Origin of the sequence: Rhodovulum bhavnagarense (genome assembly GCF_004343505.1) — a bacterium.
GTDB classification, from domain to species: domain Bacteria; phylum Pseudomonadota; class Alphaproteobacteria; order Rhodobacterales; family Rhodobacteraceae; genus Rhodovulum; species Rhodovulum bhavnagarense.
The window spans coordinates 93071-106811 of record NZ_SLXU01000009.1 but is presented as its reverse complement, the minus strand read 5'-3'; the positions used below and the strand labels follow the sequence as shown (position 1 = coordinate 106811).

The 13741-nt window shown below is 64.1% G+C and carries 14 protein-coding genes and 1 tRNA gene; 12 read left to right on the top strand and 3 right to left on the bottom strand.

Annotated features, from left to right (window positions below; translation table 11 throughout):
- Nucleotides 1-912 precede the first annotated feature (912 nt).
- The 12 genes from EV663_RS10465 to EV663_RS10410 all read left to right on the top strand — a co-directional run bounded on the left by EV663_RS10465 (nucleotide 913) and on the right by EV663_RS10410 (nucleotide 12364).
- Entirely contained in the window at nucleotides 913-2940 is a 2028-nt protein-coding gene (locus EV663_RS10465; protein ID WP_165910177.1) for a phage/plasmid primase, P4 family, read from the top strand.
- Nucleotides 2941-3207: 267 nt separating this feature from the next.
- Complete coding sequence (locus EV663_RS10460) at nucleotides 3208-3711, top strand: terminase small subunit (RefSeq protein ID WP_132951741.1); 504 nt, start codon at nucleotides 3208-3210, stop codon at nucleotides 3709-3711.
- The gene (locus EV663_RS10455) at nucleotides 3701-5470 is read left to right on the top strand and encodes a phage terminase large subunit family protein (protein WP_132951740.1); all 1770 of its coding nucleotides are present in this window, start codon (nucleotides 3701-3703) and stop codon (nucleotides 5468-5470) included. Before EV663_RS10460 ends, EV663_RS10455 begins: the two co-directional genes overlap by 11 nt.
- A gap of 23 nt (nucleotides 5471-5493) precedes the next feature.
- Nucleotides 5494-6006: a hypothetical protein gene (locus EV663_RS10450; protein ID WP_132951739.1), complete on the top strand. Its 513-nt coding sequence runs from the start codon at nucleotides 5494-5496 to the stop codon at nucleotides 6004-6006.
- A 2-nt stretch (nucleotides 6007-6008) separates the two neighbouring features.
- On the top strand, nucleotides 6009-6197 hold the full coding sequence (locus EV663_RS10445) for a hypothetical protein (RefSeq protein ID WP_132951738.1): 189 nt from the start codon (nucleotides 6009-6011) through the stop codon (nucleotides 6195-6197).
- A 458-nt stretch (nucleotides 6198-6655) separates the two neighbouring features.
- Entirely contained in the window at nucleotides 6656-7297 is a 642-nt protein-coding gene (locus EV663_RS10440) for a hypothetical protein (protein WP_132951737.1), read from the top strand.
- Nucleotides 7298-7359: 62 nt separating this feature from the next.
- Nucleotides 7360-8688 carry a phage portal protein gene (locus tag EV663_RS10435; RefSeq protein WP_243697938.1) on the top strand — a complete coding sequence of 443 codons (1329 nt, stop codon included), beginning with the start codon at nucleotides 7360-7362 and terminating at the stop codon, nucleotides 8686-8688.
- Nucleotides 8678-10471, top strand: coding sequence for a prohead protease/major capsid protein fusion protein (locus EV663_RS10430; protein ID WP_132951735.1), 1794 nt, complete (start codon nucleotides 8678-8680; stop codon nucleotides 10469-10471). Before EV663_RS10435 ends, EV663_RS10430 begins: the two co-directional genes overlap by 11 nt.
- Nucleotides 10472-10473: 2 nt before the next feature.
- Nucleotides 10474-10704, top strand: a complete 231-nt coding sequence (gene gpW / locus EV663_RS15635) for a gpW family head-tail joining protein (RefSeq protein WP_165910176.1) — start codon at nucleotides 10474-10476, stop codon at nucleotides 10702-10704.
- 1 nt (nucleotide 10705) lies between these two features.
- Nucleotides 10706-11035: a DUF2190 family protein gene (locus tag EV663_RS10420; RefSeq protein WP_132951733.1), complete on the top strand. Its 330-nt coding sequence runs from the start codon at nucleotides 10706-10708 to the stop codon at nucleotides 11033-11035.
- A gap of 4 nt (nucleotides 11036-11039) precedes the next feature.
- Entirely contained in the window at nucleotides 11040-11300 is a 261-nt protein-coding gene (locus EV663_RS10415; protein ID WP_132951732.1) for a hypothetical protein, read from the top strand.
- Nucleotides 11301-11428: 128 nt separating this feature from the next.
- Nucleotides 11429-12364: a tyrosine-type recombinase/integrase gene (locus tag EV663_RS10410; protein ID WP_165910175.1), complete on the top strand. Its 936-nt coding sequence runs from the start codon at nucleotides 11429-11431 to the stop codon at nucleotides 12362-12364.
- 47 nt (nucleotides 12365-12411) lie between these two features.
- On the opposite strand, the gene EV663_RS10405 is transcribed toward EV663_RS10410, so the two are convergent.
- The 3 genes from EV663_RS10405 to EV663_RS10395 form a co-directional block, all read right to left on the bottom strand.
- Nucleotides 12412-12501, bottom strand: a tRNA-Ser gene (locus EV663_RS10405).
- Nucleotides 12502-12679: 178 nt separating this feature from the next.
- Nucleotides 12680-13141 (bottom strand): SspB family protein, encoded by a 462-nt coding sequence (locus tag EV663_RS10400; RefSeq protein ID WP_132951730.1) that lies wholly within the window; start codon nucleotides 13139-13141, stop codon nucleotides 12680-12682.
- Between the two features lie 124 nt (nucleotides 13142-13265).
- Complete coding sequence (locus tag EV663_RS10395) at nucleotides 13266-13691, bottom strand: nuclear transport factor 2 family protein (protein WP_132951729.1); 426 nt, start codon at nucleotides 13689-13691, stop codon at nucleotides 13266-13268.
- Nucleotides 13692-13741 lie beyond the last annotated feature (50 nt).

The following is a 13741-nucleotide window of genomic DNA, read 5'->3' as shown; positions in this document are numbered from 1 at the left end:
AACGGCCATCCCCAAAGCCGGCTCGACGAACTGCTCCCGTGGAATTTCCGGCCGTCAAGCTGAAAGCCGGGTGACCGTCAGACGACGCTTACGATGGTCGTCAGCCCCGGCATCTCGGTGCCGATCAGGAACGCATCGGCCGCCACGGAGCCGCCCTTCTGGCCGCCCTGCGCCTTCGTGTCCGTCTCCGTCACCGGATTAACTCGCGAACGGGACGACCCCATGAGCGCGGCAACCCACTGGAAATGCGAGGATGTTTCACGCCGTCCCGTGACAGTCGAGGGGCGCTCGAAGAGAGACGCAGGCCGTTCGGAGACGCATTATGCGTAAAGCGCCCAGTCTCCGAAGGGCGGATGGACCTGCCAACGCCCTTTGAAACAAAAAGAAAAAAGGCCCCAATCGGGGCCCTTGGACGGATTCAGTGTCTGAATGTGGCGGAGAGACAGGAACTGGACGAACTGAGCGAAAACAAAGCTCTACAGTGTCAAACCCGGTGAAATCGCCTCACTGAATCCCAACGCTTTTCAGAACGATTGTCAAACCTTTCGGAACTCTTCGGGGAAACGAATTCCGCCGCCCAGGGGCGTCATCCTGGGCGGCGGGAGCGAACTGAGGACTCAAGACGATAACCATCCACCATGGAGTTGGCACATGACTAGCGCGGTATCTAAATACCACACCAAGCCCCGCAAGGGCAACCCCACTGTCACCCTGGGCGACCTGAAGGAAGCCCCGATCTGGGTGGCGTGGAGGGAGAACAGCGACGGGCGAAAGCTGCCCGTGAACCCCTCCACGGGGCGCGCGGCGAAGTCTGATAGCCCCGGCACCTGGGGCAGCCGGAAAGCCGCTCACAAGCGCGCCCAAGGGCTTCAGAACGGGCGGCCTTCGGGGCTTGGCGTCATGTTCGCCCCCGTGCCCCAGGTGCGCGGCTGGCGGCTGTGTGGCGTCGATCTGGACGGGTGCCTGGACGGCGACAAGCTGGCCCCCTGGGCGTCCGCCGTGGTGGACCGCTTCAAGAGCTACACCGAACGGTCCCCGAGCGGCACGGGTGCCCACATCCTGTTCCTTTGCCGGGATTCGGACATGGCCGCGTTGCGGGACGCGGGGCTGGTCACGCCGAAGGGCGGTGCCGAATTCTCCCTGGGCGGTCATACCGAAATCGCCCTGTTCCTGGGCGGGCGATACTTCACTGTCACCGAAGACCAGCTTGGCGACGAGTCGACCATCCGCCCCGTGAAGCGCGCCGATCTGGAATGGCTGATCCGTGACCATGGCCCCGCGTTCAAGCGGGCCGCCGGGAAGGCCAGCCCCAAGGGCGGGGACGAGTCCGGTTCGGGCATCGGGTTCAAATTCCTTTGCGACCGATTCCGCGAAGGCATGAGCGAAGAGGAAGCCCGCGATGAAATCGCCCAGGATGACGGCGACGCGGGCGCGTGGTGGCATCGCGCGGGGGATCGACAACAGGACCGGACCCTTCAGAACGCCCGCGCGCGGATCACGGGCGAAGGGGCGGAAATCATCGCGCTCTTCGACGATCTGGACGACCCGGACGTGGAGGCTGCCCATATCCTGGGGATCGACCCGCCGGGAACGGACCACGACTTCGAACTGGACGAAGACGGCGTGATCCGGGCCTTCACGGCGGCCCACAAGGATGAATTGCGGTTCGATCATGCGGCGGGAAGCTGGTTCCGGTTCGACGGGAATTCCTGGCGGCGGGAAGAAACGAAGCTGGCGCACCACTACGCCCGCCAGCTTGCCACCAGCATGGCGGACGACGATCCGAAGGCGAAGCCGCTTCGCAAGGTCAATGTCTGGGAAGCCATCGAACGGGGCGCGCGGACGGTTCGGGAATTCGTCGCCACGTCGGCGGACTGGAACCGGGACCCGTGGCTTCTGGGGACGCCCAAGGGGACGGTGGACCTTCGGACGGGAGTCCTTCGGGACGGTGATCCGGCGGACCATATTTCCCGGCTGACCGCTGCCCCGCCGGTGCCGCTGGAACGGTTCGACCCGGCGCGCGACTGCCCCCGGTGGCTGGCCTTCCTGGACGAAGCCCTGGACGGGGACGCGGAAGCCATCCGCTTCCTTCGTATGTGGGGCGGCTATTGCCTGACCGGCGAAACCAAAGAACACGCTCTGGTCTTCGTCTACGGGCGCGGGGGTTCAGGAAAGTCCACGGCGATCAACACCATGGCGGACATCCTGGGCGAGTATTCCATCAACGTGGCGACCTCGACTCTGACGGCAGCCAAGCACGATGCACACCCGGAAGAGATTGCCCGCCTGGACGGGGCGCGGCTGGCCTGGGCGTCGGAAACCGAAAAGGGGCGGGCCTGGGCGGAAAACCGTATCAAGGCGCTCACGGGCGGGGACAAGATCACGGCGCGCTTCATGCGCCAGAACAGCTTCGAATTCACGCCTCAAATGAAACTGGTCATCGTGGGTAACAACGCCCCGTCCCTGACCAGCGTGGACGAAGCCGTGAAGCGGCGGTTCATCATCCTGCCCTTCGATCATCCCCCGAAACAGAAGGACGCCGATCTTCCCGCAAAACTGAAGGCGGAATGGCCGGGGATTCTGTCGTGGATGATCGAAGGTTGCCTGGACTGGCAAGCGCACGGGCTCTTCCGCCCGGAAGTCGCGCGGCGCGCGACGGAAGCCTACTTCGCGGAACAGGACATTTTCGCGCAATGGATTGAAGAGTGCTGCGAGACCGGGAAACACGTTGCGGACACGACGGCGAACCTCTGGGATTCCTGGAACGCCTTCGCCCTGGAAATCGGGGAACACCCTGGAAACAGGAAGCGGTCTTTCCCTGAGACGCTTTCTCAGCGTGGATTTGACGCGATCAAGGACACTTTGGGAATTCGGGGGCGTGGGTATCGCGGACTCCGCGTGCAGAAGGAGGACTTCACCGATGACTTCGAAATCCTCTAACCCGTTGAAATCCCTTGATCTGCGACATGTGCGACATGTCATCCAATTATCGCCTTACGCGCGCGAGAACACCGGAATCCCGGCACTAGGGGCTCATATGGAACACATGTCGCACTTGTCGCACGGGTCCCTCCTGGGCGTGGCGCGTCGCGGGGGGCGCGGAGCCCCGGCTTTTCACGCTCTCCAGAATTTCTGGAATCGGGAATCCAACTCCCGCGTTCCGGCTCACTCTGGAATTTCCAGAAATCCTAGAGAACGGGGGCGCGCATGACTGCCTATGACGCCGAGATCGAAGCCATCCTGGGCGGCGGCCCTGAAACCTCTCCTGGCGAGACCGTGACCGCCGCCGAATTGTCGGAATGGCTGAACCTGTCCACCGCCCGGATTCATGCGCTGGCCCGCGAAGGCGTCATCCCCCGGACGGACGGGCGCTTCGATCTGCAACCAACCATTCGCGCCTATGTGGAACACCTGCGGGCGGGGCAGCGGGGGCGACAATCGACGGACCCGGACCTGAACGCGGAGAAGCTGCGGCTGGCCCGCGCCAATGCCGAGAAGATCGAACTGGCGAACGCCAAGACCCGCGCGACGCTGGTCCCCGTGGCCGAAGTCGAATCCGCCTGGGCATCGGTCCTTCGGGACGTGCGCGCCGCCATGCTCGCCATTCCCGCCCGCGTTCAACAGCGGCTTGGGCACCTGACCGCCCATGACGTGCAGATGATCGACCGCGAAGTCCGCGACGCGCTCGAAGAGGCAAGCCATGACGAATGAAATCCTGACCGCCACCCGTGCCCGCGCCCTGGCCGCTCTGAAGCCGCCACCGCACCTGTCCCTGGGGGATTGGATGGAAGCCCACATGCGGCTTCCCGAAGGCGTCTCTGCCCTCCCTGGGCGCGTTACCCTCTGGCCCTACCAGCGCGGCATTGCACAGGCTATCAGCGACCCGCTGGTGGAGCGTGTGACGCTGGTGAAGCCCGTCCGCGTCGGGTTCACGACCTTGCTCACCGGGGCGCTGGCGTCCTACGTCGCCAATGAGCCGTCCCCGATCCTGGCCCTTCTGCCCACGGAAGCGGACGCCCGCGATTATGTCGTCTCCGACCTGGAACCGATCTTCGACGCTACCCCGGCCTTGCGCGGGCTCATTTCTGGCGACGCCGACGAGTCCGGGCGGTCCACGCTTCTGTCCCGCCGCTTCCCCGGCGGGTCGCTGAAGATCGTCGCTGCCAAGAGCCCCCGGAACCTGCGCCGCCACAATGTCCGAATTCTTCTGATCGACGAAGCCGACGCCATGGAACCGTCCGCCGAAGGCAGCCCGATCACCTTGGCCGAGCGGCGGACCCTCAGCTTCGCAAACCGGAAGATCATCTTGGGCAGTACACCGACTCTGCTGGACACGTCCAACGTGCTGCGGTCCTACGCCCAGAGCGACCAGCGGGTCTTCGAAGTCCCGTGCCCGGATTGTGGGGCCTTCACCGAAATCCAGTGGCGGCATATCGAATGGGAACCGGACAAGCCCCAGACGGCGGCCTTCCGTTGCCCCCATTGCGAGTCCCTGATCGACGAAAAGCACAAAGCGGGCATGGTGGAAGCCGGGGCGTGGCGGGCCATGCGCCCCGAGATCGAAGGCCACGCGGGCTTCCGACTCAACGCGCTGGTGTCCACGCTGGCGAATGCGTCCTGGGGCAAGCTGGCGGCGGAATTCATCGCGGCCAAGGCGCACCCGGACCAGTTGCAAACCTTCGTCAACACAATCCTGGCAGAAGGCTGGCGAGAGGCGGCGGAAGAGATCGACGAAGCCGCCCTGGCATCGCGTCGGGAACGGTTCGGCCTGGATGCGCTACCCCCGGAAGTGCTGGTCCTGACCGCCGGAGTCGACGTGCAGCGGGACCGCCTGGAGATCGTGATTCTGGGGCACGGGAAGACCGATTACTTCGTCCTGGCGCAACACGTCATCTGGGGCAGCCCCCACGAAGATCATACCTGGGCGGAACTGGACGACTTCCTTCGGGGCCAGTGGCCGCACCCCGGCGGCGGGACCTTGCGCCTGGACGCGGTGGCAATCGACGCCGGGGACGGCGAGACCATGGACCCGGTTATGTCTTTCTGCCGTCCGCGCTTCGCCCGCCGGATCGTGGCAATCAAGGGGGCACCTGGGGCGCGTCCGTCGATCAAGGCCAGCGAGACGCGCGGGTCCCGCCTGTTCATCCTGGGCGTGGACGGGCTGAAGGCCACGCTGGCGTCCCACCTGTCGCGGGGGCGAACTGTCCGCTTCAGCGATACCCTGGAAGACAGGTTCTTCGAAGAACTCGCCAGCGAACGCCGTCTGGTGCGCTACAAGCGCGGGGCACCTGTCCGCGTCTGGGAACGGATCACGGGGAGGCGGGCGGAATCCTTGGACTGCATGGTCTACGCGCTCGCAGTGCGCCCGCTGGTGGGAGTTGACCTGGGACGCCGGGAAGCGGAAGTCTCCACGAAAGCCGCCCCCACAAGAACGCCCCCCGTGGTAAAGTCGGCTTGGATGAATCGGTAACTGATTTGAGAAAAGGGCAGGAAATGGCAGAGACCAGATATGAAGAGCTTCAGGCGCTGACGAAGAAATACGGCGAAGAAACATGGGCTTTCTACAAGAAGGTGAAGGCCATTGGGCCGAAAATCGTGGAAGCCTATGTCGCCTATTTGGGTGGACCAAAGACGGCGGCAAATGCGGTCCCGCCGGAAGGTGATTTTGACCCACGCGCGCTTTACCGTGGCGCGGCCTTCGATAGCCATGGGCGGGGCACGATCTACCTGGAACCGATCCGCATGGGTGTTTGCACTGAAATCGGAAACCAATCGGACAGGGGCGCGACCTGGGTTCGAACCGTCTTGGAGTTTCACCCTTTCGGTGGGGGCGTCCGCCTAACTGTCGGGAACCGGGAACGACAATTCCACCTTGGGGAAGATGTGGAAAGCGTCATGACTGAAATTTGTGAAGCGATCTTCCAAGACGCCCGCGAAGCCTTTTCCATAGAATTGGACGAAGCCCAGGGGCGTTCCCGAATCGGCTTTACTTCGGAAAAGGACTGACCATGGCGAAGCAAATTGAAATCGGGGATCAAGTGACCTTTGCCGATGAACGGCGGGCGCTTGTTGTGGTGAAGATCGACGAAAAGGGCGTCCATTGCCAGATTCCCGGTGCCGGTGGAAAAATCGTGGTCCACAAGGCTGAAGACCTGAAGAACCACGGGAAGCCGGGTCCCCTGCGGCCCATTTTCTAGTCCACCCACCCCCTGGGCGGGGCCTTGTCCAGATAGGCTTCCGCGTCTCCGATGTGATCTGCCCACCATACTAGGCCGCCGTCTTCAGTGATAACGCGGTATCTGGGCACCCCATTTTCGGGATTGGGGCAGGACCGGAAGAACAGGCCGCGACGGCGGGCCTTGTAGTAAACGCGGGCTTTCGCCCTCTGAATGTCGCTTCTGTTCTGCATTCCTAATGCGTCGGGGGCGGCACTCGCAAACCGCCCCCGACTCCCCTTCACCATCACTGGAGAGACGACGCGCGACCAAACGCGCCGTGTCACCTGTATAGTCGGATTTGCACAATCCGACAATAGGTTTAGGGGTGTCAACTTGCAGTCTAAACCATTGAACTATAAGTTGTTAAACTGCCTGTTCAATTCCCAAGCGCCCCGAATCGGTGTATGAAGGTCCGGTATATAGCCGGAGGACCTACCGTGACCGATCAAGAATTTCCGACCATCCACTATCTGCCGCCGCTTGACCGCCAGCCGTCGCATCTGTCCCGCAAGGATGTGGTGGCGCGCTGTCTCGAACCTGGGCTGTCCCGCGACTCGCTGGAACCCTTTGTCAAGAAATGTGCGGCGCGGGACTTCCTGCGCCCCGTCGGGATCGACGCCGCCGACAAGCGCGCACCCTACCTCTATGAGATCGACTCCGTTCTGATCGCCAAATGCCTTCACACCCTGGCCTTCGCCAGCATCGAAGTGGACGGCCCTGACGGCATCGGGCGGGCGGTGTCCCTCGCCATGAAGTCCTTCGCCGTGGAAGACCACTTTCCGAACGGTGTCCCGAAAGGCGAGAACGTGAATGCCTATTTCCGGGCTTTCGGCCCCAGCCCTGCCGCGTGGGCCATTCTCGACTATCGGCGGGGCGTGACCGGCTGGTCCCTGCATGTCGCCGCGACGCTGGACGACGCGGGCAAGAAGCGTGTCGGGGCGAAGCTCTGGAACGTCCAGAACGGCTTCATGCCGAACCTCTTCGGCGGCCCCGAACCCGTCATCCCCCATGCGGAAACCGTTCTGTCGCTGGACCGGATTCTTCCGATCATCCTGGGCGACCGCGAAGGGATGAACTGACCATGGCCTTCCGCCTTCGACTCCCGAAACTGTTTCGGACGACCGAAACCCCGGCGCGTCGCATGATCGACGCCGCCGCTGGCGGGCGTCGGGGCGGCGGCTTCGGCACCTTCGGGCCGATCAATCCCGAAGTGGCGGCGGGGGCGACGCTCACGCGGTCCCGCGCTCGTTACCTCGCCGCCAACAATCCCTTCCTGGCAAATGGGGTGGACAACTGGTCCGCCGCGCTGGTGGGGGCTGGCATCCGTCCGACGCCCCGCGCTGAAGACGCGGGCAGCCGCCGCGCCGCAAGTCGCGCTTTCGAGACCTGGGCGGACGACGCCGACGCGGCGGGACGGACGGACTTCTGGGGGCTGCAACGGGACATTGCCCGCCACCTGATCGTGGACGGCGAAGCCCTGGTTATCATTCACGACGACGGGGACGGGCTGAGGCTTCAGACCGTCGCGCCCGAACAACTGGACGAATCGAAGACGGCGGAACTTGGCGGCGGGCGGATGATCGTCAGCGGCGTGGAATTCGACGCCCAAGGCCGCCGGGTGGCCTACTGGATTCTGCCGTCGCGCCCCCATGCGACCTTCACCGACTACGCCCCGTCGATCCGCTTCGATGCCGCCGACGTGCTGCACATCATGCGCCCCCTAGGCGCGGGGCAGGTTCGCGGCTTGTCCTGGCTGGCCCCGGCTGTCCTGTCCGCGAACGAACTGGACCAGCTTATGGACGCCCTCCTGGTGGGGGCAAAAACGTCCGCCATGTTCGCGGGATTCCTGACCGATCTGAACGCCACGGGCGCGCTGCCCTTCGACGGAGATCAGACGGGCGGTATTCTCGACACCGGCCTGGAACCTGGGGCGCTGAAGGTCCTGCCCGCCGGGATCGACGTGAAATTCTCTGCCCCTGACGCGGCCAAGGACTCGCCCGCCTTCCTGCGGATGAACCTTCAGGCGCTTGCCGCCGCTCTGGGGCTGCCCGAACACCTACTGTCTGGCGACCTGACGAACGCCAATTATTCGTCCCTTCGGGCGGGGCTTCTGCCCTTCCGGGCGCGCGTGGAACAAACGCAATACGGGACCCTTGTCCCGCAATTCCTGCGGCCTGTCTGGCGGCGGTGGATCGTCTCCGAAGTCCTGTCTGGGCGTCTCGATCTGACGCCTGACATGGCCGCCGAATGGATCATGCCGCGCCCGATGCAGGTGGACCCTCAGAAGGACTTGGCGGCGGTCAAAGAGGCGCTGGCCCTGGGGCTCACCAGCCGAACCAAGGCCATCAACGAAATGGGCTGGAACGCCGACGATCTGGACGAAGAGATCGCCGCCGACCGTGCCCGTGAAAGCGACCTTGGCCTGACCTTCGGGTCCCCCGACAAACCGGAGTCCTCCAATGACGACTGACACCCTGACGCGGGGGGCTCAGACCCGCCCGAACTCTTTCGACCCTGACACGCGAACCGTTTCGGCGGTCATCGCATCCCCGACTCCCGTGCGCCGCCGAGACGCGCGGGGGCCTTACCTGGAAGTCCTGACGGCGGACACGCTGGACCTGTCCGCTGCCGAAGGCTTGCCCGTTCTGGACAGTCACCGAACCGCATCGGTGCGTGACACCCTGGGGCGGGTTCGGTCCATCGCTCTGGAAGGTGGGTCTGTGACCGCCGTTCTGGAACTCACCGCCGCCGAAGATGCAGCGCCCGTGGTGCAGCGGATCGCGGACGGGACCGTGAGCGGAGTCAGCATCGGCTACCGCGTCGCGGGATGGACCGAGAAACAAACCCAGGCGGGACGGGTGAAGACCCCCACCGCCTGGACGATCACAGAAGTCACTTTGACCTCCAACCCGGCGGACCCGTCCGCCCGTCTGCGGCAACAAGAGGAGTCCCCCATGCCCGATGACATCACCGAAACCGTTTCGCCGGATGTGGCGGAACAGACCCGCCGCCGCGACATCCGCGCCCTGGTCCGCACCGCTGGCCTGGACGCCCAGGTGGCGGACGATCTGATCGACGCGGGCGCGGACATGACCCGTGCCAAGGCGGAAATCTTCGACGCGATGCAGGACCGCCGCCGCGCGGCCCCGATCATCCGGTCCCATGCCCCCGCGAACGACGATCCGGCGACGATCATCCGCCGCCAGTCCGACGCGCTGGCCTTCCGCATGGGCGGCGGCGGGGAACCCGCCGAAGACGTGCGTCCCTTCCTGAACCTCAGCCTTCGGGACATGGCCGTCGATTCCCTGACCCGTGCGGGCGTGTCCACGCGCGGCATGTCGGCGGACGAAGTGTTCACGCGGGCCGGTGAGCACACCACCAGCGACTTCGCCCTGACCGTGAGCAACGCCATGGGCAAGGTGGCGCTGGACACCTACAAGGCCGCAGAGTCCCCGCTCAAGACGCTTTGCCGCCAGCGGACGCTTCCCAACTTCAAGGACTCCACGTCCATCCGCCTGGGCGAAATGGGCCGCCTGGAAGAACTCGCCGAGTCCGGTGAGATCACCCACACCAGCCGCGCCGAAAGCGGCGAGACCATGCGCCTGAAGACCTTCGCGCGGGGCGTCACGGTTTCCCGGAAGCTGATGATCGACGACGATCTGGGCCTTCTGGGCGACATGACGGCGGCCCTGGGCGAAGCGGCGGCCCAGACGGAAGCGGACATCCTGGTCACGCTGCTGACCGGCAATCCGAACCTCAGCGACGGGACCCCGGTCTTCGACGCCACCCGTGGCAACCTGGGCAATGCTGGCGGCGGTTCCGCCGGGGCCATCGGTTCGGCGGGCGTGGACGTGTTCACGGACGCGCGGCAAGCCATGCGGACGGTCAAGGGCATGGACGGCAAGACCATCGTCGGCGCGGCCCCGCGCTTCATGATCGTCGGGCCGGAAATCGAGACCCTGGCGGAACAAATCCTGGCGGAAACCTACCCGACGAAATCGGACGAAGTGAACGTGGCCGCTTCGAAGATGACGCTTCTGGTGGAACCCCGCCTGGAAGGGGATGCGGTCTACATCTTCGCCGATCCGGCGCGGCTGGCGGCCATGCAATACGCCTATCTGTCGTCCGCCCAGGGCGTCCAGATTCAGCGGACGGAAGCCTGGGACACCCTGGGCATGAAATTCCGGGCCTTCCTGGACTTCGGCGCGGGCTGGCTCGACTGGCGCGGCGCGTATCTCCACGAAGGAAGCTGACCGTGGCCGTGTTGACGACCTCTGAACGGCTGGAAGAGGCGCAAGAGGCGCTTCACCAGCTTCTGACAGGGACGCAAGCCGTCGCTGTTACCGACCAGAACGGCGAGCGGGTGGAGTATCGCCCCGCGAACCGCGCCGCGCTGGAACGGTATGTGGCGGACCTCGAAGCCCAACTGGCGGGGGCAAACAAGCCCCCGCACACCATCCGATTCCAGACCTCGAAAGGACTCTGACATGAAGAACTTCGTTCAAGCCGGTGAGAACATCACCGTGACCGCCGCCGCCGCTGCCACCAGCGGGGACGGCGTGAAAATCGGCAGCCTGTTCGGCATCGCGGCGGGTGACGCCGAAACCGGGGACCCGCTGGTCCTGGTGACGGCGGGCGTCTTCGACATGCCCAAGGTGGCCGCCGACGACATCACCCTGGGCGCTGCCATCTACTGGCGGTCCAGCGACGGGCTGGTGACGACGACGGCGAGCGGGAACACGAAAGTCGGCGTGGCCGTCACCGCCGCTGGCAACGGTGCGGCGAGCGTCCGCGTCCGCCTGAACGGCGCGTTCTGACACCATGGCCGCCGCCCGTCATACCGCGCTGCCCCTGCCTGCACGGCGGGGACTGTCGCGTGAAGAGGCGGCGGCCTATGTCAGCGTGAGCCCGAATTTCTTCGATTCCATGGTCCGCGAAGGGCTCATGCCCGGCCCCAAGCGCGTGAAAGCCCGCGTGTTTTGGGACAGGTATCAACTGGACGTTGCCTTCGACGCCTTGCCTGGGGACACTCCGTCCGCGCATGATGAAGGTCCCGAAGACAATGAATGGGACCAAGTATGAAGCAACTCCGACGACCTCCGCCCTACTGTCAGGGCTTCACAGACAGACACGGAAAGGCGCGCTGGTATCTCCGCAAGCCTGGGATTCCCCGCACGGCGCTTCCTGGGTTGCCCTGGAGCCCTGAATTCATGGCGGCCTATGAAGACGCCCTGAAAGGCGAACCCGCCCAGGTGGCGGCCAAGAAGACCCGTCCGGGATCAATCGACGCGCTTGTGGTGAGCTACTATCAGACCGCCGACTTCGCGGGGCTTCGAAGCTCGACCAAGACCACCTATCGCGGAATCATCGAACGGTTTCGTGCGGAACATGGCGAAAAGCGCGTGGCGAAGATGGAAACCCGGCACGTCCGAAACATCATCGGCGCGAAGGCTTCGACTCCCACCGCCGCGAACAACCTTCTGCGGATGATCCACTTGTTGATGCGCCATGCGGTGGAACTTGGCTGGCGGCGGGATGACCCGACCCAGGGCGTCCGCAAGATCAAGGTCCGCTCTTCGGGTTTCACCACCTGGGAAGAACAGCACATCTCTACCTTCCTGGCGACGCATAAGCCTGGGACGCGCGCCCATCTCGCCTTCATGCTCTTGCTCTACACGGGGCAGCGGCGGAGCGATGTGGTCCGCATGGGCCGCCAGCACGTCCGCGACGGCGTTCTGTCGATCACGCAACAGAAGACCGGAACGACGATCCACGTCCCTGTCCTGAAGCCGTTGCGTGAGGCAATCGACGCCACCCCGCGCGACAACCTCACCTTCCTGACCACGGCCCAGGGCAAGCCCTTCAGCCCAGCGGGCTTCACGAATTGGTTTCGGGACGTGACGACGGAAGCGGGCTTGCCCAAGGGTCTGAGCCCGCACGGGCTTCGCAAGGCGACGGCGCGACGGCTGGCGGAACATGGGCGTTCCGCGAATGAGATCATGGCCGTCCTGGGCCACGCGGCGCTGGCGGAAGCCGCCAGATATACCGCCGCCGCTGACCGGAAGAGACTCGCGGCGGAAGGGATGCGCGCTCTGGAAGAGACCGAAGCGCGAACGAACATTGTCAAACCGGCCCCGAAAGTTTGACAATTTGCCCCGTAAGGGCTTGATTTTATTGATCTGAAAAGAGTGGATGGCGGAGAGACAGGGATTCGAACCCTGGAGACGGTTTCCCGCCTACACGCGTTCCAGGCGTGCGCCTTCGACCACTCGGCCACCTCTCCTCTGGCGTGTCTCTATCTTCCAATTCCCAACCCTATGCAAGGGTTCTGTGAAAAATTCCCGCATGTTGATGGCAATGTCGTGTTTGCAAAGGCTTCGTAGCCGGGGTGGAAAGGCGAATTCGGGCAGGGTGTACGCTGGTGGTGCATATAATCCTGGTGCGGGACGAAGGCGTTGCCGTTATTTGCGGAACTTGTCCAGGCTGACGATCTCGGCCTCGGTTGCGTTGCCCTCGGGATGCGTGGGCGCGGTCGAGGGTAGGGCGTCGTCGGCGGCCGGGTCGAGGCTTTCCTGGGTTTCGAACCGCAGGCCGAACTCGACCGAGGGGTCCACGAAGGTGCGGATCGCGTCATAGGGGATGAACAGAGGCTCGGGCGTATCGCCGAAGTTCAACGTGACGGAAAAGCCGTCCTCGCCCACTTCGAGATCGTCGAACCAATGCTGGAGAACGACTGTCATCTCGTCTGGATAGCGGGCGTGCAACCAGTCGGCTATGCCGACATCGGGCTCTGTCGTGCCGAAGGTGATGAAGAAGTGATGATCTCCCGGAAGACCGTTCTCGGCCACGTCCGACAGCACCTCGCGGATCAGCCCGCGCATGGCGGAATGCATCAATCTGCCGTAGTCGATCTGGCGCGGCATCGCGTTTCAAGCCTCATTCGAAACATGACCTCAGCATAGGGGATTCGAAAGCCAGCGAAAGGGGGGACGCGCCAAATTTCGATACAAGAGCCGGCGGTTCGCTGGATGACGCGAGTCCCGTCGTTCAGGCGATCCTTTGTCCGCCCATTCCGAGTGCCAGCGAATTCGGAGGCAGGATATCCATCTGTTCGAAAAAGGAGAAGAAGTCGAAGTTGTTGTAGGCCTCGGCGATCCGGTCGCCTTGGAACCGCGCCATCAACTGTCCGAAAACCCGGATTGGGCGGCCCGTATCTGCGCGGATCGCCTCGGTTTCGATCAGTGCAGCCAGCCAGTCGCCGGCCTCGACCGCGTTGACGATACGAAAGCGCGGTGCCTCGACCATGTGCATCAGAGCCATTGCAAACACCCGGATATCCTCGGGCCCGACGCAGCTATCGGCCAGCATACCCTCTGCGCGCGTATCAGCGGTAAAGAGGGTTTCGACCGCGTCGAGTTCGCCCAGCAGATAAACCCGGCGATACCATTCTTCCAGTTGCGATACGCGGCCCATCCTTGTCCCCTTGATACCTGGTCTGCCACAGGTTCTCGCCGTGAAAGCTT

Excerpts from the sequence above, each read along its gene's own strand:
- EV663_RS10420 (WP_132951733.1), top strand. The coding sequence starts at position 10,706 with ATGAAGAACTTCGTTCAAGCCGGTGAGAACATCACCGTGACCGCCGCC.
- EV663_RS10410 (WP_165910175.1), top strand. The coding sequence starts at position 11,429 with ATGGCGGCCTATGAAGACGCCCTGAAAGGCGAACCCGCCCAGGTGGCG.
- EV663_RS10430 (WP_132951735.1), top strand. The coding sequence starts at position 8,678 with ATGACGACTGACACCCTGACGCGGGGGGCTCAGACCCGCCCGAACTCT.
- EV663_RS10395 (WP_132951729.1), bottom strand. The coding sequence starts at position 13,691 with ATGGGCCGCGTATCGCAACTGGAAGAATGGTATCGCCGGGTTTATCTG.
- EV663_RS10455 (WP_132951740.1), top strand. The coding sequence starts at position 3,701 with ATGACGAATGAAATCCTGACCGCCACCCGTGCCCGCGCCCTGGCCGCT.
- EV663_RS10460 (WP_132951741.1), top strand. The coding sequence starts at position 3,208 with ATGACTGCCTATGACGCCGAGATCGAAGCCATCCTGGGCGGCGGCCCT.
- EV663_RS10400 (WP_132951730.1), bottom strand. The coding sequence starts at position 13,141 with ATGCCGCGCCAGATCGACTACGGCAGATTGATGCATTCCGCCATGCGC.
- EV663_RS10435 (WP_243697938.1), top strand. The coding sequence starts at position 7,360 with ATGATCGACGCCGCCGCTGGCGGGCGTCGGGGCGGCGGCTTCGGCACC.
- EV663_RS10415 (WP_132951732.1), top strand. The coding sequence starts at position 11,040 with ATGGCCGCCGCCCGTCATACCGCGCTGCCCCTGCCTGCACGGCGGGGA.
- EV663_RS10445 (WP_132951738.1), top strand. The coding sequence starts at position 6,009 with ATGGCGAAGCAAATTGAAATCGGGGATCAAGTGACCTTTGCCGATGAA.
- EV663_RS10450 (WP_132951739.1), top strand. The coding sequence starts at position 5,494 with ATGGCAGAGACCAGATATGAAGAGCTTCAGGCGCTGACGAAGAAATAC.